Source organism: Psychrobacter sp. ER1, assembly GCF_048631835.1.
Lineage (GTDB): Bacteria > Pseudomonadota > Gammaproteobacteria > Pseudomonadales > Moraxellaceae > Psychrobacter.
In genome coordinates this window covers 2,267,321-2,287,179 of the sequence record NZ_CP184640.1, presented here as the reverse complement: position 1 = coordinate 2,287,179, position 19,859 = coordinate 2,267,321, and the positions used below count along the sequence as shown (strand labels likewise).

Sequence of the window (19,859 nt, the reverse complement as noted above, 5' to 3'; positions counted from 1 at the left end):
AAAAAGGACAGATCCTATGCGATCTGTCCTTTTTCATGTGAGTAACTATAGTTTGTTCAGCAGAAAGTTTAAGATATGGATCGTATGGTTTCCATATCTGGCATAGGTGGCAGTTCATCCAGATGGCTTAATCCAAACGCATCTAAAAACTGCGCAGTAGTATGAAGCAATGCAGGACAGCCTAGAGTATTTTTAAAGCCTTTCTCCACAATCCATCCTTTATCGAATAACTGGCGCAGTATATTGCTCGATAATGTCACTCCGCGCACATGCTCGATATCACTACGCGTCACAGGTTGCTTGTATGCAATGACACTTAGGGTTTCAAGTAGGGCTTGGCTCAGGCGTTCTTGACGCTGCGGAAAAGTACGCTGAATTAGACTGCTATAGTCATTAGATATCTGTAAGCGATAACCGCTGGCGGTCTCATGTAGCCTAAGCACACCTGTACCTAAGCGTTGTTGCAGTACTTCCAAGGTTTGCTTTAATTCTTTAGTAGATAATGATAAATGTTTTTTTAATGCGTGAGCTGTCAGCGGTGCTTCTGACGCATGCAACAGTACTTCAATACGTTTACTCATCTCTTCAAGAGAATTATGCTGCGCTTCAGCTGATGGTGATGTAGTCATAGTTGTTGATTCTTGGGTTTCGTCATGTTGCTTTGGGTCTTCAATATCTACCATCTAAAGTATGCTCTTATTTCAATATTGTGATTTTGATAGAGAATGGGCTAGGAGACAGTCTTAGAGTCTACTAGGCTAACCACTGTAACGTAAGTGCGGTAGGCTCACTATCCACATCAGACGGTTCTTCATTGGGAGCAGAGTTGACGTTATCGCTATCTGTCTCAATATTAACCACACCAACTAACTGCCGTTTTATAAGCTCAAGTACGGCGACGAAACTCACGACCACGCCTATTTTACCTTGTGCCTTGTCTAGTAGCTCATAAAAGGAGCGCGCCCCATCTGTACTTAATTGCCTACTAATACTGGCAATACGATCGGCAAGTGGTACTGCATCAACTTTGATCGTATGCATTTGATAGTCGGGCTGTAGTTGCATTTTAAATAAACTATCAATCAGCAAGTTAGATGAGTAGCTTGGCAGCTCCGCATTCATAACGTTTTGATCAGGCATACTAACCATGGCCAAAAACACATCGCGTTCTAAGCGTACTAGATTGTCTAGGCGCTGACTGACCACTTTGATTTGCGCGTATTCTTCAAGGCGTTCGATCAACTCTGCTTTTGGGTCACGCTCGTCGGTTAGGGTATCAGGGGTAGGTAATAGCAACTCGGTTTTGATAGCGATGAGCGTTGATGCCATCAGCAGATAATCACCTGCTAATTCAAAGTGCTCGGTATCCAATTCACCGATATAAGCTAAGTATTGCTCAGTGATAGGCAGAATAGGCATTTGGGTCAAATCGACGTTGTTCTTTTTGACCAAATACAATAGAAAATCCAATGGACCAGCAAATTGCTCTAACCAAATAGCAAAGGCTTGCGGTGGTACATATAGATCTTCTGGCAAATGCTGCACAGGCGTTTGATAGATACGTAGCGACATATTATGGTTGACTGATTCATCAAGATCGCTCTGATTGTCTGTAAGTTCGGAGGTTGAATCAGCCATAGCAGATAAGGCGGCTTTAGACAAAGCCGCCTGTTTGGTGTTTGGTTCAGTTTGCACGTTTAGCACCCGCTTTGATAATAAATTGCGCCAGTAAAACGACTATTCCAGGAACGATTATTTAAGCTTAGCAAGCGGGCGGATACCGATAGCACGGCGAGCTTTGTCTAGTTGCTTACGACTATGGCGACGGGCTTTATCCGCACCCATCTGCAAGATCTCTTCTAGCTCTTTTGGATTGGCCATCAGTTCTTCGTAACGTGCACGGAATGGCGCGATTTCGTCATTGATCTTATCAAACAGCGCTTGCTTAGCGTCACCCCAGCCAATACCAGCGGCATAACGCGCACGCATATCAGCAATCTCTTCAGCAGTAGCAAATGCTTTATAAATCTCAAAGATAGCTGAATCATCAGGATCTTTTGGCTCATCAGGTAGCTGTGAGTTAGTCACAATTTTCATGATTGCTTTATGCATTTGTTTTTCAGGACTAACCTGTGGATTTGGCTCACCGAATAGGGGAATCGTATTGCTATAGCTCTTACTCATCTTGCGGCCATCAAGCCCAGTAAGCAGCGGTATATCGTTATCAACGACTGCTGACGGTAGCGTGAAAAGCGACTTATAACGATGATTAAAAGTACCTGCGATATCACGCGCCATCTCGATATGCTGCACTTGATCACGCCCAACAGGTACATGGGTCGCATTAAACATCAAGATATCAGCCGCCATTAGCACGGGATAACCGAATAGACCCATGGTGACACCTTGATCAGGATCGACATCGGCTTTTTCTGTATTAATATCAATGGCCGCTTTGTAGGCATGGGCGCGGTTCATCAAACCTTTGGCACATGAGCAGTTCAAAATCCAAGCAAGTTCTGGAATTTCAGGCACGTCTGACTGACGGTAGAACGTAACACGCTCAGGGTCTAGACCACAAGCAATCCACGTAGCAGCAATGGCTCTAGTCGACTCATGAATGATAGCAGGGTCATAGCAGCCGATGATGCCATGGTAGTCTGCTAAAAAGAAAAACGCTTCGTGATCACTATTCTGAATAGACTCAATCGCTGGACGAATCGCGCCAACATAGTTACCTAAGTGTGGAATACCAGTTGGCTTGATACCAGTCAGGATGCGCTTGGCTTCGGTTGAAGTATCAGAAGTTTGATTGTCAGGAGTACTGTTATTGCTCATGGAAAATCCGTTATTTTGTTTATCAAATTATTATCAGTGCATAGCTAAAATGCAAATTATTAGCCGCAAAGTATAGCAAACTTCACTAGTATTTTTGGAAATAAAGGTTTACTTATAGATATCAGTACGACCATTTGGCCCATGTTTGAAGCGACGATGGAACCACATCCACTGGGTAGGATCAATACGAATGAGTCCTTCTAAAACTTCATTGACTCGAGTGGCATCAGCGACTTCATCTTTACTTGGGTAGTTGTCTAATTCTGGTGTAATTGTTAAATGATAGTGTGGGCGTTTACCACGCGGCAAATTGTCAGGCGTTTGTCGATAAGTATGCAGTGCCATGACAGCTGGTGGCTTTGCTTTGCTACCCAGTTTTGCCATGCGACGCGATGCAGTAATCGTCGCAGCAGGTACACCGAAGAATGGCGCCATAACACCTTGCTTGAGACCATAGTCTTGATCAGGAGAATACCAAATGACGTGTCCCGCTTTGATAGAGGTAACTAAACTACGCATATCACGACTAGAGATTTGCTTACCAAAAATATTGGTACGACCATTATAAATAAACCAGTCTAATAATGGGTTGTTTTGCGTACGGTACATACAATCTACAGGGAAAAACTGCGCACATAATAGGCCACCCAAATCTAGCATCGTATAATGTGCACCTAGCAGGATAACTGGTCGCTGCTCATTTTGCGCATTAACAATATGCTGTAACCCCGAAATGGAAACAGTTCTAGTAAATATATTTGGCCTGAACCAAGCGCATAACGTTTCAAACACACCAATGCCTTGATTGACAAAGACTTGCTTGGCCATTAATTCACGTTCAGCTTCAGGCTTTTCTGGAAATGCCAACTTCAGGTTGATTAATGTATCGCGTCTACGTGAGCCAGCAACTTTAAAAATCAATATACCGAGCTTACGTCCTAGCCAAAATTGCCAGCGTAACGGCAGATATATCATTGGTAGTATTATCAAAAATAACAGCCAGATGCCCCAATTCTTGGGTGATAAAAACTGCCACTGAAATGGCTTGTTATCTGCTTGCGCTGTACGCTTATGATTTTGAGTAATTGTCGGTGTGCCAGCAGGTATCGCAGGCGACTTAGCCGACTGTTTCATGCTAGGCGACACGCTGCTATTGGCAGATGGCTTGCTAGGGTCAAATTGTTCTGGCGCTTTCATAATATCCTTCTGCAGCACGGTTTGAGGCATCATGGCAAATAATAAAAAGTTACTGATATGATGGGGTAGCGTGTAATGCTTTGCAAGTTAGAATTTCTACAGACGCTCTACTTTGCAGCGTTGAAACAAGGCACTCATGTTAGTTATTGCCGTAAAACAAAGCTGGTTTGATGAAGACAATCGGATAATCAACACGCTATCAGTAGGCATAAAAAAACCTTATAAGCTGTGACCAGCTTATAAGGTTTTGCAAAACCAGACTCTTATTTAACTTTGCTACTGAAGCTCTGAGAAAAAGACAACAGCAGCAAAAATATAAGAGATAGTTTTGATTAACGTTTTGAGAACTGTGGACGTTTACGTGCTTTACGTAGACCCAGTTTCTTACGTTCAACTTGACGTGAATCACGAGTAACAAAACCAGCTGCTTTTAGGGCAGGCTTCAAAGTTTCGTCAGCTTCGATTAATGCACGTGTGATGCCGTGGCGGATTGCGCCAGCTTGACCACTAATACCACCGCCTGCAACAGTTACATATAAGTCATATGCGTTAACAGAGTCTAGTAGTTCTAATGGCTGACGTACAACCATGCGTGAAGTTTCACGGCTGAAGTATTCGTCAAGTGGCTTACCGTTAACAACGATACTACCAGTACCTTTTGATAAAAATACACGAGCAGTAGACGTCTTGCGGCGACCAGTTCCGTAATTGCGTTCCATAAGTATATCCTTAGATGTCTAGTTCTTTAGGTTGCTGTGCAGTATGTGGATGATCAGTACCCGCATAAAGTTTCAGCTTCTTGATCATCGCATAGCCAAGAGGGCCCTTTGGAAGCATACCCTTAACTGCTTTGTGTAGAACATCTTCAGGCTTATGTGCAAGCAACTTATTGAAGTTGGTTTCTTTAATACCACCTGGGTAGCCACTGTGACGATAGTACTTTTTGTCTTGTGCTTTTTACCCGTTACCGTGATTTTGTCAGCATTGATGACAACAATAAAGTCACCAGTATCAACGTGCGGAGTAAAAGAAGGCTTGTGCTTGCCACGTAAGCGAGTTGCGATTTGAGTGGCTAAGCGACCAAGGGTTTTGCCGTCAGCATCTACGACATACCAGTCATGGGTCACTTCAGCTGGTTTTGCACTAAGTGTTTTCATGATAAAACCTTAAAATTAGAATTCGTTGAGAGTTTAGCTGGGAACGGGGCTCTCAAAAAACAGACTGCACATTATAAGCAGTAGCGCCTACGCTTGCAAGCTGCATTGGGGTTTATTTTCGCCTTATATACATTAAACTGCAGCGTCGGCCAGTTTTTAGCGGTTCTAAACATTTGTAAAATACGTTAACGGCTTTCATTAACCCGACAATTATGACGATGATAGACGATAAAGTCCAGCGACAACTTGTCCGACTTTGGTTTGTTTTAAGCATTCAAAAGCGATTGACTGCTGAGTAACGCTTGATTGAGGATATAAATTCTCATTTAGCGACGCTTCCAATTGCTTAAGCTGTGCTGACAAATCTTTATCAGCTTCTAAATAAATTAGTGTTTCAGTATTGATTAAGGTATTGGTAATAAGCGCAGTCAAAATAGGCTGCCATAAATCCTGAGCATAAGGTGGATCGATAAATACAATGTCAAAGGGGCGCGCAGTCAGCTGCTCTTGACGCAATACTTGCTCAGCAGTGCCAGTGATGATTTGGTAAGCAGTAGACTCAAGACGTAATTGCTCAGCACTCTGACGTAGCAAGTTGCTTTGTGCTGGATTGATTTCGATAAATGTTGTGTGGGCCGCACCGCGAGATAGCGCTTCAAACCCCAGTACGCCACTGCCAGCACAGCTATCAAGCACATGGGCGTCATGAATGTCAGAGAGTAGCCAGTTAAATAAAGTCTCCCGTAAGCGATCTGGGGTCGGACGCAGGCCATCTGCATCGATGAAACTTACAATACGGCGCTTAAACTGACCACCGATGATGCGCACATCACCTGCTGCGGCACTTTTCGCTTTACGGTTATTCTTTGGTGCGCGTCCATTTGAAGCTTTTTTCATTATTGTGTCTCGCTTACCAATTCTTTGCTAGGTTTTACTTTTTATACTATTGATTACTTAAACGTCTAGTTACTCAGATGTCGCTGCTGCCGCTTCAGCTTCCGCGGCTTCTTTCTCTTCTAACGCTTTTGCTTCTTTATCGCGAATAGCATCACGCATGGCTTTTTCAAAAGCCTTTTGGCGTTTAATAACTTTTAGCTCATCAGCAGAAGGTGGCAGCACCGGATCTGTCTTGCGTTGTAATACCCAGTAATCAAATAGAGCACGGCCGATAGGCGCTGCAACAGCACTACCACCGCCGCCATTTTCGACCAATACTGCAAGGGCAATCTGCGGGTCTTCTACTGGGGCAAAACCATTAAACCAAGCATGATCCCAGTGACGCTTATCGATTGCCGACTTGTCATAGCGCTGGCCTTGAGCGATAGACTTTACCTGTGCAGTACCTGTTTTACCAGCAATACGATAGCGTGGGGTATAGATGCCGCGGCCTGTCCCTCTTTTGACGGTGTCTTCCATAGCATCATGCATTCGTAGCCAGTCAGACGGCTTACCGTTGTAGTCTATTTTGCCATCTGGCTTAGTGATGATTTTGACGTCCGCAGCACCGTCACTGCTCTTTAATAAATGCGGGGTAATGTGCTGTCCTTTACTGGCAGTCATGGCTGTAGCATTAGCAATCTGTAGCGGCGTTGCCAAGAAATACCCTTGTCCAATACTGACCGAGATGGTTTCGCCCGGTAGCCAGTCTTTATCGTAAGTGTCTTTTTTCCATTTTGGCGATGGCATGATGCCTGATTTTTCGTTGGGCAAATCAATGCCTGTTTGTTGACCAAAACCAAAGCGTGTCATCCAATCATGTAGACGTTGTATGCCCATCTCGTAGGCCAGTTTGTAGTAATACGTATCGACCGACATCATGATGGATTTTTTCAGATCTACCGTGCCATGACCGCCACGTTTCCAGTCACGGAATCGATGCGTGTCACCAGGTAAGCTAAAATAACCAGGGTCATAGATAGTGCTGTTCCAATCGCGTAGACCATAATGAATACCGCCCAAACCTTCGAACGGTTTAATAGTAGAAGCAGGGGGTACATCCCTTGGAGTGCGCGATTGTATAGTGGCTGATCTAAATCTTCGCGTAGATCGTCATAATCTTTAAAAGAAATACCCGATATGAAAGGGTTAGGGTCGTAGCTTGGATTACTAACAAATGCCAATACATCACCGTTTTTGGGATCTATCGCGACGATTGCACCGCGGCGTCCATCGAGTTGCTGTTGGGCGATGGTTTGCAAACCATAATCCAAGCTCAACGTAATATCGTTACCCGCTATCGGCGGCTTGGTATCCAGCTGGCGTAAGATATTACCATGTGCGTCTGTTTCTACCGATTGATAACCCGGTTGCCCAAGCAAAATATCTTCATAGTAATCTTCGATACCAATCTTACCAATTAGGTCAGTACCAGCGTAACGGTCTTTATCGATACGCTTTGACTCTTTGTCATTGATACGTCCGACATAGCCGATGACATGGGCAAACAGCTCATCATAAGGATAAGAGCGTGTAAGCTTACTCTGGATAGATACCCCGCGGAAGAATGGCTTACGCTCGCTAAACTGAGCCAACTGTGCTTCTGTTAAATCAATCTTGATGGTTACAGGATCGTTTTTATTTTTACTTAGACGCGCCAAAATGTCAGTGATATCTGTATCGGTTAAATCAAAAATCGGCGCAAGCAGATGCAACGTACGTTCAGGATTTTCGACCTCATCAGGACTGAGCATCGCTGTAAATACTGGCTGGTTGTCTGCTAGTATTACCCCGTTACGATCATAAATATAGCCACGACTAGGCGGCGCAGATATCAGTTTAATACGGTTGTTATCGGCTTGCGTTGTGTACTGATCATGAGCGTAGACTTGCAAATACCCATAACGTGTTATCAAACCGCCCAAACCAATCAATATTATAATCCCAAAGATGATAATACGATTGGTAAAGGTACTGTTGACCTGTTCGGTATTGGGAGTTATCGGTTTATTCATAGAAGATCAGAGCCCAAACGGTCAGTGAGTCAATAAAAGAAAAATAAGAGGGCAGGTTGGTTAACCAAAGTGCGGTGAGTCTAAAAGATAATGCAAATGGTTTCAATCACATAGAAGGGTATGGGGTGAAAACGTTATGCAGTCATTTATACGCAGGTAGTATTTGTTATTGCACTACAAATTATAACAGAACAAATGAGCAGACGCAGTACTCAGTCATATATTTTGTCTTGATTATCTACTGACCAAGCACTTGCTTATATTTAGGTTTTTATTGGTTAACAGACGATATCAACCATGTCATCTTTAGTCACAACTTGCCGCTGGTCTATATGTGCTAATAAATGGCAAGTATGCTAAAATCAGGCGATTTATTTTATAGTAGTTATTATGGGCGGAGCGTCTTTTGAAACGTTCTCATTTTGCTAAAGTCTCGTTATCAGTAGCGACAATATTAGCAACGACAATCAACCTGTCAGGGACTAGATAAGTCATGGACGTAAATTCATTATGGCAGACGATAGCTGAACACCCAGAGTTCTTTGCCATGCTGACCATCCCACCAGTGACGGCATTCGTCACTTGGGTACATGTGTGGATGGCGCTCAAAATGCTGTTTTATCCGGTTAAGTTCTGGGGTATTCGTATTCCTAACTTCCCATTTTTTGGGTTGCCAGGTATCGGTTGGCAAGGTATTGTTCCGCGCAAAGCGGGCAAGATATCAGGAGTTATCGTTGACCAGACGCTCTCAAAACTCGGTTCGCTTGATGAGTTTTTAAGGCGATGGAGCCTGAGCAAATGGCGATATTTGTCACTGATACGGTGGACAAAAACCTTGAGCCATTGATTGATGAGATTATGCTGGATCACTCGCCAGCATTGTGGGGCAACCTTCCTTACGCCCTAAAGCGCCGTGTCTATGCGCAAGCCCATAAAGAGCTGCCCAGTATTATGCAGTCGCTTGTGACAGATTTGACTTATCATGTCGAAGACTTGGTCGATATGCGTAAGATGATTGTAAACACGATGGAAAACGATCGTCGCCTGATGGTGAATATGTTTCTAAAGGTTGGGCAAAAAGAGATAGACTTTATCTGGCACATTAGTGCTTTGATTGGTCTGGTATTTGGTATTATCCAGATGTTTATATTTTTGGTGGTGCCGCAGCATTGGACCGTACCGTTCTTTGCCGCAATCTGGGGTTTTCTCACCAATTGGATTGCCATTTGGATGGTATTTAATCCAGTAGAGCCGCACTTCATACCTTATTTGAAGCTGTTTACGGTGCAAAGTCGCTTTCCATTTATCAAACCTGTCATACCGCATATCGCAAAGTATCGCTTACAAGGCGGCTTTATGAAGCGCCAAGAGGAAGTTTCTGAGGTTTTTGCTGAAATTGTGGTAAAGGATTTGGTCACTTTAGAAAACATCATGAATGAAATGATGTATGGCGATCGCTCAGCGCAAACCCGTGATTTGATGAAATCGCATCTATATACGGTGCTAGAGTCACCAGTGATTAGTACGACATTACGTGTGGGATTGGGTCGCCGTGATTATGGACAACTCAAAAATACCATTATCGACAAGTCTATTGTCGCAACAATGGTACCACTGCGAGATCCTGAGCTAAATGAAAGCCGAGCCAGTAAGATATTTGGTCTGTTTCGCGATAGAATACGTGCGCTCACGCCAAATGAGTTTCAGAATTTGTTGCGTCCCGCTTTCCGAGAGGATGAGATGACGTTAATTGTTTTGGGCGGTTTGACCGGTTTTCTAGCAGGTTGGTTGCATTTAGTGTTAGTATTTTTCCCCTCGATGCAGTAATGCATCAATAAGTATTTTTAATTAGTCATGAACGGCTGTATTGAATAAGCTTTGAATAACTAGAAAATGTAAAGTTAACAATAGATAAGCATTTTGTATCAATCATTCATATTGATACGTCACAATGATAGTAGCGGGTTTTATGTGCTTCTACAGCAATTGAAACCTCAGTTTTTAACCGTAAACTATGACCGCATAAAGGACTATTAGCGTTTGCCAGTGGCTAGCAATGCCATCGGTGAACCCTTAATTGTATCCAAGGTAAACAAGGTTAGACCGTATGTTAATCACAGAATTGGGTTATTTTGCCTTGCTGGCCGCTTTTATACTGGCGATTTTGCAGGTGGTACTACCAACCATTGGCGTCATGCGTGACCACGTCGCTTGGCAGCGTTTGGCGCCAAGTCTGGCATGGGCGCAATTTGCGGCAATGATTACCTCATTTGCTGCGCTAATGGCAGGCTTTTATTATAACGACTTTAGTCTCGTCTACGTCACTCAGCACTCCAATACATTGCTGCCTTGGTACTACAAGCTGTCGGCGACATGGGGCGGGCATGAAGGCTCGTTGCTATTGTGGATGACCATCATGGCCACTTGGTGCGCGCTGGTCTCTTACTTCAGTCGTGGACTGCCGTTGTCGATGCGTGCGCGAGTGCTGGTGATATTGGCAGGCGTGCAGATGATGATGCTAGCGATGCTAATCTTTACCTCATCGCCATTTGATCGCACATTACCCAATCTGCCTGTTGATGGCGCAGATCTAAACCCTGTATTGCAAGATTTTGGTCTGATTATTCACCCACCGATGCTTTATATGGGTTATGTGGGTATGGTTGTGCCATTTGCGTTTTGTATGGCAGCACTGTGGGAAGGGCGTTTGGATGCGGTATGGACACGTTGGTCGCGTCCATGGGCATTGGCTGCTTGGGGTTTCTTAACAGTCGGTATCGCGCTTGGCTCATGGTGGGCTTATTATGAGCTTGGCTGGGGCGGTTGGTGGTTCTGGGATCCAGTAGAGAACGCCTCATTGATGCCGTGGTTGGCAGGGACGGCGCTACTGCATTCACTTGCTGTCACCGAAAAACGCGGTGTATTTAAAGCATGGACGATTATGCTCGCAATCTTTGCTTTTGCGCTTAGCTTGCTTGGTACGTTCTTAGTACGTTCAGGTGTCATCACCTCAGTGCATTCATTTGCCGCTGATCCAACGCGTGGTCTAGTGATTCTAGTCATTCTCGGTATCATCGTCGGCGGTGGTCTGTTGATGTTTGCGGTACGTGGCTGGCGTTTGACGGTCGAGAGTCAGTATCGACTTATCTCACGTGAATCATTTTTGGTGATTAACAACGTTATTATTCTCATTTCAACCTTAGTGGTACTACTTGGTACGCTATATCCCATTATTGCTGATGCCTTTAACTTAGGTCAGGTGTCTGTTGGCCCTCCATACTTCAACGCTCTATTTGTACCGTTGACATGGCTACTACTAGTAGCGATGGGTATGGGCTCTAATATCCGCTGGAAACAAGACAGCCGTCCGTTATTGGGTGCTGGTATGGTTATCGCGGTAAGCAGTTTGGTGTTAGCTGCCATTATCACCTATTTTACCAGTCCATCAGCGATGTTAAATATCGGTGTCACATTGGCTGTGAGCTTTTGGGTATTGTTATGGATGGTTGTCGACTTCAAAGATAAAACCAAAAATGCATCAAGTCGCTTAAAGGGCTTACGTCAGTTGCGTCTAAGCTATTGGGGTCAACAAACCGCTCATATTGGCGTCATCATTGCAGTCATCGGTGTGGCATTTACCAGCACGTTGAGCATTGAGCGTGATGTAGCATTAGGGCCTAATGATAGTGTGAATGTACAAGGTTATGACTTTACTGTACAAGGCTTCCGTGAAGTAAAAGGCAGTAACTTTGACGCCACCCAAGCAGAAGTAACAGTCAGTAAAGACGGTCAAGAAGTGACCACGTTATATCCTGAAAAGCGTAACTATATTATCAGTATGATGCCGATGACAGAAGCTGCGATTGATGCCAATCTAATGCGTGATGTGTACGTAGCACTTGGTGAGCCAATTGCTGAAGATAGCAATGAATGGGCTTTCCGTATCTATGTCAAACCGCTGATCCGCTGGATATGGTTGGGTGCACTCATCATGGCGTTTGGTGCATTGCTCAGCATGCTAGACAGTCGTTACCGTATCAAAAAACTAAAACCCCTGCGCAAATCGCGGCCAAAAATCAGGTTTTGCGACGGTTGCGGATTTGGATACGTCAGCTACAAAGATAGGGGAGCGTTAATATGACTACCTCAAATAATGAACCTGATAGAAAAGCTCAGCAAGAGGCTGTCAACGGGATTAAAGCGCCAAGCAGCAATAAAGTAAAAACTAAGAAAAAACTTAAAATCGGGTTTTTGATTCCGCTGGTTATCTTTATTGGTTTGGTTGCTATGCTCTATATGCGTTTGGGCAAGCCGACTGATATCGTGACCAATACAGTGCTTGAGCGTCCAGTACCTGCTTTCGAGTTGCCATTATTATCAGATACCAGTCGTATCATGACCAATGACAACTTGCCAGATAAGCCATTCCTCATGAATATTTGGGGCTCTTGGTGTCCAACTTGTATCATTGAGCATCCTTTTTTGATGAAGCTAGAAGAGCGCGGTGTAAACTTGGTGGGCGTAAACTACAAAGATGATATTGGTGATGCGTTAGGGTATCTGAATCGCGGTGGCGACCCGTTCTCTATGTCTATTCAAGACTTGTCAGGACAGTTCGCTCTTGACTTAGGTCTGACTGGTGCGCCTGAGACTTTCATCGTCGATGGTGATGGGATTATTCGTCAGCATATCATCGGTGAGATCAATGAAAGCAATTGGCAAAGTCGTATCACGCCTTGCTTGATGGTACTCAATGACGCTAGTAATAATGGTGTCAGTCCAGATCCGAGCCAAGTTGCGGAGGCGTGCAAATGATAGCCTACCAAATAAGAAATGCGACCATAAAGTTAGCGAGCTTGTTAATTGCTTGTCTATTGAGTATGGCAAGCTTTGCTGCCATTGATGTCTACGATTTTGACTCTGTGCAACAAGAAGCCCAGTACCGTGGTCTCATCGAAGAGCTACGCTGCCCGAAATGTCAAAACCAAAACTTGGCAGGGTCTGATGCGCCAATTGCTCAAGACTTAAAGCAAAAAACCTATGATTTGATAAAAGATGGTCGTAGTGATGGCGAGATTCGAGCCTATATGCAAGAGCGTTATGGCGACTTTATCAGTTATAAGCCGCCAGTACGTCCTTCAACATGGATTTTATGGTTTTTCCCACCATTATTGTTGATTGTTTTATTGGTCGGTTGGTTTTGGCAAAGTAAACGCCGTCAGCTTGTTGCCAGCGGCGAGAGTGGTGTAGCAGTAGACAACCATGTCAAAGCGCTGTCTGCCGCTGAAAAAGCAGAACTTGATCGCTTATTATCACGAGCCAACAACGATGACAAAGACGACACTACAAGCCTTGGGGGCAAAAAATGACCATATTTTCTACTGTTGGCTTATTTATTGCGCTAAGTTTACTTGTCGCTCTTTTATTGGGTGTTATCACCATTAAGCCGTGGTTAAGAGCACCGCGTTCGCATAGTAAGCCTGTAGACAATCAACTGCTGGATATCAACGTTGCTGTGTTTCGTGAGCGACTAGCAGAGCTGAAAACAGACAAAGACAGTGGTATCATTGATGACCATCACTATCAAAACCAGAAGCTTGAGCTTGAACGTCAGCTTTTGGATGCTCAGCGTGAAGTGTCACCAATGGTCACGCCAGGTATCAAAAGCCGATTGATTATTATGGTTTGGGTGCCTGTATTAACGGCCATGGCATATCTGATGGTCGGTGATCGCACACCTGTATTTGAGCTATGGGCTGCTGAGGACAAAGTCGGTCAAGTGGCAGATGACTTACTGACAGGTAGAATCGATCAGCCACCGGCTTGGGCAATTGAAGATGGTAATCAGCTGATTAGTGCCATGCAGACTAACGTCTATCGTCATGCCAGTGACTACAATCGCTGGATGCGCCTGTCGGAGCTGTTCTTGTCATTAGAGGCGACTGATTCGGCATTAGAGGCTTTGTCGCGCGCTTATCGTCTATCACCTGATAACGAAGAGATTGCGACCACTTATGCGCAGATTAGTTTCTTTGCTAATAAGGGTCAGTTAGATGCCAATAGCCGCCGAGTGTTAGAAAACATACTGGCCAAAAACCCAGAGCATGAGGGCGCACAAATGCTTATGGCGATGGGTGAAGCCCGTGCTAGTAACTTCGATCAAGCGCAAGGCTGGATTAAACGTCTGCGTGACAGTATCGCGGCCAAACCAGGTGATCATACGCAAGCGCTATCAAGTCTAGATGAGCTTAGCGCTAATGTGGTGATGCAGCAGCAGCAAGCCTCTGAAGGCGTCGAAGTGACAGTCAAAATAAATGCTAGTCTGTTACCATTGGTAAAAGCTGACGATACGCTGTTTGTAGCGATACGTGACGTGAAAGGTGGTCCACCATTTGCGGCTAAGCGTCTACCGATTAGCAATATCAAACAAGGCGAAGCGGTTATTAGCCTAAGTGATCTTGATGCTATGATGCCAGAGCGTACCCTAGGGTCGGCTCGTTCTGATAAAGTACAGCTAGCGGTCATCGCTCGTATCAGTCATAGTGGCAATGCTACCGCAGAGTCAGGCGACCTCTCGGGTAATCCAGTGGTTATCAGCGCAGAACAAAATCAGGTCAACGTGGAAATAAATCAGCAAGTTCCATAGCCATAGTAGTAATATAAATACTGGACGCTAATGGTATTTATTATATAGACGCTGTTGCTCAGTATGGACGCGAGCAGCAGTGTTATGATTGACTTGATTAAAAGAGATATAAAGGTAACCCAGATATATAAATGGGCACTCCAAACGCAGTCAATACTGCTGCTTTTTATCTTGAATTGACCATGTATGAACAGATAAGTCATGCCAACTTGTCACATCAATAATGAAAATACTTGAGCTTTGCAGGGCCACAAGGTAAGGTAGCTTTGCAAACAACTAATCCCAGAGTTTTATTAATCCCAAAATCCTATCTATTAAGGAGAGTCGTGTAATGATGCGTATTATTTTACTAGGACCACCAGGCGCCGGTAAAGGTACCCAAGCCCAGTTTATTTCTAAAGAATATGATATTCCACAGATCTCAACTGGCGACATGCTACGTGCAGCAATTAAAGAAGGTAGCGAGCTTGGCAAAAAAGCCAAAGATATCATGAATGCTGGTGGTTTGGTTTCTGATGACCTCATTATCAACCTAGTGAAAGAGCGTATCGCTAAGCCTGATTGCGTGAATGGTTGTATCCTAGATGGTTTCCCGCGCACTATTCCTCAAGCGCAAGCACTTGCAGACGCTGATGTTGCTATCGACCATGTCATCGAAATCAGCGTACCTGATGATGAAATCGTGAGCCGTTTGTCTGGCCGTCGTCAGCATCCAGGTTCAGGTCGTGTTTATCATGTCGATCACAATCCACCAAAGGTTGAAGGCATCGATGACGTCACTGGTGAAGCGCTCATCCAGCGTGAAGATGACCAAGAAGCGACTATTCGTGACCGTCTATCTACTTATCATGAGCAAACATCAGCATTGGTTGGTTTTTACCAAGACAAAGCTAAAGAAGGCGGTGATGCGCCTAACTATGACAAGTTTGATGGTACGCAAGGTATCGATGACGTTAAGCAGCAAATTTTGTCTGCACTAAAAGGCTAACTATCGAGGTTAGCTAATTGATTTAGCCAGTCGATGTAGTCATTGAAGACCCTGTTTAATAGCAGGGTTTTTTTATGGCTGATAATTTTATGCCTCATAAAACATACCCACAAAAAAACCGCTTACTCATTATAAGTAAACGGCCTTTTATCAAATATACGACTGGTAGAGCTCATATATTTTAATTAATGCTTATGCATTACCTTGAGCATCAACTTGCGCTTGCTGCTGACTCTGTGCATACGCTTGATCAAAGTTCACAGGTGCTAGTAGCAATTGTGGGAAGCTACCACGCGTCACGATGTCACTGATGACTTCACGAGCATATGGGAACAACACATTAGGGCAGTATGCACCCAAGATTTGACCGATTTGATCTTCTGGAATGTCTTTTAGTAAGAAGATACCTGCTTGATGCACTTCAGCGATAAATGCTGCTTCTTCCGCATTTTTGGCAGTAACGCTCACAGTTAGGATGATTTGATAATGATCGTCATCTAGTTTTTCAGCGTTGCTAGACAAATTGATATCAAGCTCTGGGTTCCACTCTTTGGTGAATACGCTAGCGCCTGGGACTTCAAGTGACATGTCTTTTACGTAGATGCGTTCTAGTGCCAATTGTGGTTGTGCTTGTTCTTCAGCCATGGTAAATCCTCTAAAATTAAATCAAATGATTGGGCAAATAGTCATTTTAATAAAAGTTCATTGTAATATAAATCGAGACTATTTTTTGGTATTGTCTCGATATTTTTTATCATTACTTCTTACTACTCTATTAAAACGTGCCACTGTCTATCTTTACATAAATAAAGACAGACAGTAAAGAAAGGTAGCAGATTAACCTGCCAATAGCTCGTCAAGTTTGCCTTGCTGGTTCATTTGGTTAAGTTCATCAAAACCACCGACAAAAGTTTCACCAACGAAGATTTGCGGCACAGTGCGGTAGTTATTGGTTTTTTCATCAACGCTTGGCGCTCTTCGCTGCTCATATCGTGCATGCCGATTTCTTCATAATCAACGCCTTTGGTTTTTAGTAGTTGTTTGGCGTTTGAGCAGTATGGGCAGATAGGGGTAGTGTAAACTTTTACAGATACAGTCATGGTAAATCCTTATTTATAAATTTGTGAGACAACAAACATATTATAGAGAGCATGATAAATTATCATAGTCTAAGAGTTAGGATAGTCTGTTATCAATGAGTAAAGTAAAAATGCATTCAGTGATGCTCATTACTAAAGTGGGGATAGGCATAACAAATTCAAGCCGTTTTGGCGCAAAACGTATTTTAGTGCTATAAAACATGATAAATAAACCATAAAAAAAGACACCCAATAAAAAGGTGTCTTTTTTGTAGCAATGTTTTAGTACGTTGATAGCGTCAGTCAGGTCATACAAACATCAGCTAAAAAGCTTATATAAACGCTTATACAAGTTTACTACTTGCTTAGACTTGGTTTTGTTTTACCTTTAGCCTTTGCTTTGGCGTCTTTTACACCAACCAACGGCATGCCAGCGCCTTGCCAGCCGCCAATACCGCCATCTAAGCGATAGACACTATCTTTACCAATCATCTGAATCGCAGCGCCTGCTTGGACGCCCATGTCGCAGATGATAATCACTGGCTGCTCAATCGCGCGAATCTCTTCTAAGCGGTCTTTGAGGTCAGTGAATGGTATGTTACGGCTGCCTTGAATATAGCCTGATTCAAACTTCTTCTTAGCGCGAATATCGATAAGTTGCGCGTTCTGAGAGTTGACCATCATGCCAAGCGTGTTAGGCGATATCTTTCTACCGCTACGTTTGTTTTCAATCGTAAAAAACAGTATAGCAAGTACGGCTAATATACCAAATAAAAACGGGTGGTTGCCCACAAATTCCAGCGCACGATCCAAACCATACCTCCAAAAAATAAGTGTTCTATTAAGCTGAGAAGACAGCCCAATGATAGTGAACAAGGCGCTATTATACCGATAAGGCCATCTATAGTAAACGGGCGATAACATAGGCAATAATTGGGCGGTTATTGTACTTATCTATGGATCTTCTCAGCCTAATAAAAATATCCACTCACAATACCGCTTTTAATTAAAACGGACACTAACAAGCCAAATATTAATAAGGCTTAGTATCTGCCTCTTCTCGTAGCGTGACGAGGTTTTCAACACGGCGCTGCAATACCTCACCATCAGCTACTGCTTGCCATAGTGCGCAGCCTTTGCTGTTGTGAGTATGGCGACAGTCACGGAACTGGCAACCGCCAGCCAATGGTGCTAGCTCAACGAAGCCCGAAATAATATCATCAGGGGTAAGATGCCAAATGCCATATTCACGAATCCCTGGTGTATCGACGATACCGCCTTGAGTGAGATCTTCTGGATTGAATGGTAATAGTCGGCTAGTTGTCGTGGTGTGCTGACCGAGCTTAGAGTTTTGCGAAATGATATTGACGCTCTGTCCAGAGTCAGGCAGAAGGGCATTGATTAAACTGCTTTTGCCGACGCCAGATTGACCCGCGAAGATCACCAGCTTTTTATCTATATAGCGTTTTAGTTCATCAAGGCCTTCTTGCTCATCGCTCTCAGCGATATTTTCAGGGCAATCGACCGAAGTTAGAACGCTCTCATAACCGAGCGCGGCATATTGTGCCAATAACTCATTGGTATCCACACCGTTTTCTGCTGCTAATAAATCGGCTTTGTTGAGTACTAATAGTGGTTTGACACCTGCATGATGGCATACCACAAGATAGCGATCGATCAGCGTTGGCGCAGCGGCAGGCAATGGCGCAAAAACAATCGCTAAAATATCGACATTGGCGGCAACAGGCTTGAGCTTATGATAGCGGTCAGGACGAGAAACCAGCGATGTACGCGGTTTGACGGCTTCGATACGTCCAAAGCCAGTATTAGAGTCGGCATTCCAACGTACTTGATCACCAGCAGCTAGCATCGGTAGATTGGTACGCACATGACAGCGCCAGATATCATTCAATTCAAGCGTTTGCCAAAACGGCTCAGGATCGTCAGGGGCAATCTCTGGCTGCTCAGGTATTACAGCTGGCAGGCTAGTGACTTGTACTTCTAGTTGCTTACCGTAATGCGCCATGACCACGCCATCCATCAAACTGTCATCAATACTATCTTGATTGGACAGTTGCTGCTTGTCGATGCGACGAATCTGTTGTTTAGTCAGTTTGCGTTGCCGGATTAATGCCATGGGTTTTTGACCTATTATAAAAATATTGCTAAGTGTAGCGTGAAAATTTGCTAACATACAGCCTAAAGCGTCTGCGGCAGACAGTGGTTTTGTAATATTTTGGCTGATTGTTAAATTTTTTGAATCAATCAGTGCATTGCAATGCTGTCTGAATATGAGTATTCAACCGCAATACGTTTTTTAAATTATGTTTAAAACTGTCCCAAAATTTAATGACCATAGGATATTGTATGACTACCGGTGACCATCCCAACAAGATTAAAATCAAAAATCAAGGCAAAAAAGGGCTGGTGTGGATTGATTTAGAAATGACCGGACTTGATACCTTAAATGATGAGATTATCGAGATTGCTACTGTCGTCACTGACGAAGATTTGAATGTACTTGCTGAAGGGCCTGTGTTTGCTATCAAGGTATCGGATCAAGTCTTAAACAAGATGGATGACTGGAATACCAAGCAGCACGGTCAATCAGGATTGGTCGATCGTGTACGTCGTAGTACGGTGACATTGGCAGAAGCGGAAGCGGAGACCATCAAGTTCCTAAACAAATGGGTTGATAGTGGTAAGTCGCCAATGTGTGGTAACTCTATTTGCCAAGATCGTCGATTTATGGCGCGCCAAATGCCAGAGCTTGAGCGTTTCTTCCATTATCGCAATCTTGACGTGTCATCAATTAAAGAGCTTTGTTTCCGTTGGCGTCCTGATATCTTAAAGAACTTTGAAAAAGGCGGCAGTCATTTAGCCTTAGACGATATTCGTGACTCTATCCGTGAGCTAAAGCATTACCGTCAGCATTTCTTTAAGCTAATACCTTAAAAAGCAAGCAAATGATAAGCTATTTAAGAGTGTAGTCAAAGAATTGTA

General features: G+C 43.8%; 15 protein-coding genes and 4 pseudogenes. 7 read left to right on the top strand and 12 right to left on the bottom strand.

Features of this window, described 5'->3' with window-relative positions; all coding sequences use genetic code 11:
- Window positions 1-68: 68 nt before the first annotated feature.
- From scpB to mrdA, 8 genes and pseudogenes are all read right to left on the bottom strand, one after another.
- On the bottom strand, window positions 69-629 hold the full coding sequence (gene scpB / locus ACOBWA_RS10605; RefSeq protein ID WP_420230763.1) for an SMC-Scp complex subunit ScpB: 561 nt from the start codon (window positions 627-629) through the stop codon (window positions 69-71).
- A 124-nt stretch (window positions 630-753) separates the two neighbouring features.
- Window positions 754-1,572 carry a segregation and condensation protein A gene (locus ACOBWA_RS10600; protein ID WP_420230762.1) on the bottom strand — a complete coding sequence of 273 codons (819 nt, stop codon included), beginning with the start codon at window positions 1,570-1,572 and terminating at the stop codon, window positions 754-756.
- Window positions 1,573-1,752: 180 nt separating this feature from the next.
- Entirely contained in the window at window positions 1,753-2,838 is a 1,086-nt protein-coding gene (locus ACOBWA_RS10595) for a tryptophan--tRNA ligase (protein ID WP_420229318.1), read from the bottom strand.
- A 108-nt stretch (window positions 2,839-2,946) separates the two neighbouring features.
- On the bottom strand, window positions 2,947-4,035 hold the full coding sequence (locus tag ACOBWA_RS10590; RefSeq protein WP_420229317.1) for a lipid A biosynthesis acyltransferase: 1,089 nt from the start codon (window positions 4,033-4,035) through the stop codon (window positions 2,947-2,949).
- A gap of 332 nt (window positions 4,036-4,367) precedes the next feature.
- On the bottom strand, window positions 4,368-4,754 hold the full coding sequence (rpsI, locus tag ACOBWA_RS10585) for a 30S ribosomal protein S9 (protein WP_101206364.1): 387 nt from the start codon (window positions 4,752-4,754) through the stop codon (window positions 4,368-4,370).
- A gap of 10 nt (window positions 4,755-4,764) precedes the next feature.
- Window positions 4,765-5,192, bottom strand: a pseudogene (rplM, locus tag ACOBWA_RS10580) (50S ribosomal protein L13).
- A gap of 210 nt (window positions 5,193-5,402) precedes the next feature.
- Window positions 5,403-6,089, bottom strand: a complete 687-nt coding sequence (rsmD, locus tag ACOBWA_RS10575) for a 16S rRNA (guanine(966)-N(2))-methyltransferase RsmD (protein WP_420229316.1) — start codon at window positions 6,087-6,089, stop codon at window positions 5,403-5,405.
- A gap of 69 nt (window positions 6,090-6,158) precedes the next feature.
- A pseudogene (gene mrdA / locus ACOBWA_RS10570) lies at window positions 6,159-8,143 on the bottom strand (penicillin-binding protein 2).
- 493 nt (window positions 8,144-8,636) lie between these two features.
- On the opposite strand from mrdA, the pseudogene ACOBWA_RS10565 reads away from it, so the two are divergent.
- From ACOBWA_RS10565 to adk, 6 genes and pseudogenes are all read left to right on the top strand, one after another.
- Window positions 8,637-9,970: pseudogene (locus ACOBWA_RS10565) on the top strand (hypothetical protein).
- Window positions 9,971-10,250: 280 nt separating this feature from the next.
- Window positions 10,251-12,284, top strand: coding sequence for a heme lyase CcmF/NrfE family subunit (locus ACOBWA_RS10560; RefSeq protein WP_420229315.1), 2,034 nt, complete (start codon window positions 10,251-10,253; stop codon window positions 12,282-12,284).
- Window positions 12,281-12,958 (top strand): DsbE family thiol:disulfide interchange protein, encoded by a 678-nt coding sequence (locus ACOBWA_RS10555; protein ID WP_420229314.1) that lies wholly within the window; start codon window positions 12,281-12,283, stop codon window positions 12,956-12,958. Before ACOBWA_RS10560 ends, ACOBWA_RS10555 begins: the two co-directional genes overlap by 4 nt.
- Window positions 12,955-13,512 carry a cytochrome c-type biogenesis protein gene (locus ACOBWA_RS10550; protein ID WP_420229313.1) on the top strand — a complete coding sequence of 186 codons (558 nt, stop codon included), beginning with the start codon at window positions 12,955-12,957 and terminating at the stop codon, window positions 13,510-13,512. Before ACOBWA_RS10555 ends, ACOBWA_RS10550 begins: the two co-directional genes overlap by 4 nt.
- Complete coding sequence (gene ccmI, locus ACOBWA_RS10545; protein ID WP_420229312.1) at window positions 13,509-14,789, top strand: c-type cytochrome biogenesis protein CcmI; 1,281 nt, start codon at window positions 13,509-13,511, stop codon at window positions 14,787-14,789. Before ACOBWA_RS10550 ends, ccmI begins: the two co-directional genes overlap by 4 nt.
- A gap of 334 nt (window positions 14,790-15,123) precedes the next feature.
- Entirely contained in the window at window positions 15,124-15,777 is a 654-nt protein-coding gene (gene adk / locus ACOBWA_RS10540) for an adenylate kinase (RefSeq protein WP_179798483.1), read from the top strand.
- A gap of 192 nt (window positions 15,778-15,969) precedes the next feature.
- On the opposite strand, the gene secB is transcribed toward adk, so the two are convergent.
- The 4 genes and pseudogenes from secB to rsgA form a co-directional block, all read right to left on the bottom strand.
- Entirely contained in the window at window positions 15,970-16,422 is a 453-nt protein-coding gene (gene secB / locus ACOBWA_RS10535; RefSeq protein WP_057760989.1) for a protein-export chaperone SecB, read from the bottom strand.
- Between the two features lie 192 nt (window positions 16,423-16,614).
- Window positions 16,615-16,877, bottom strand: a pseudogene (grxC, locus tag ACOBWA_RS10530) (glutaredoxin 3).
- A gap of 336 nt (window positions 16,878-17,213) precedes the next feature.
- Window positions 17,214-17,669 (bottom strand): rhodanese-like domain-containing protein, encoded by a 456-nt coding sequence (locus ACOBWA_RS10525; protein WP_201567342.1) that lies wholly within the window; start codon window positions 17,667-17,669, stop codon window positions 17,214-17,216.
- A 220-nt stretch (window positions 17,670-17,889) separates the two neighbouring features.
- The gene (gene rsgA / locus ACOBWA_RS10520; protein WP_102093737.1) at window positions 17,890-18,993 is read right to left on the bottom strand and encodes a ribosome small subunit-dependent GTPase A; all 1,104 of its coding nucleotides are present in this window, start codon (window positions 18,991-18,993) and stop codon (window positions 17,890-17,892) included.
- Window positions 18,994-19,223: 230 nt separating this feature from the next.
- Here rsgA and orn point away from each other — a divergent pair, with 230 nt between their 5' ends.
- Window positions 19,224-19,811 carry an oligoribonuclease gene (orn, locus tag ACOBWA_RS10515; protein WP_057760984.1) on the top strand — a complete coding sequence of 196 codons (588 nt, stop codon included), beginning with the start codon at window positions 19,224-19,226 and terminating at the stop codon, window positions 19,809-19,811.
- Window positions 19,812-19,859 lie beyond the last annotated feature (48 nt).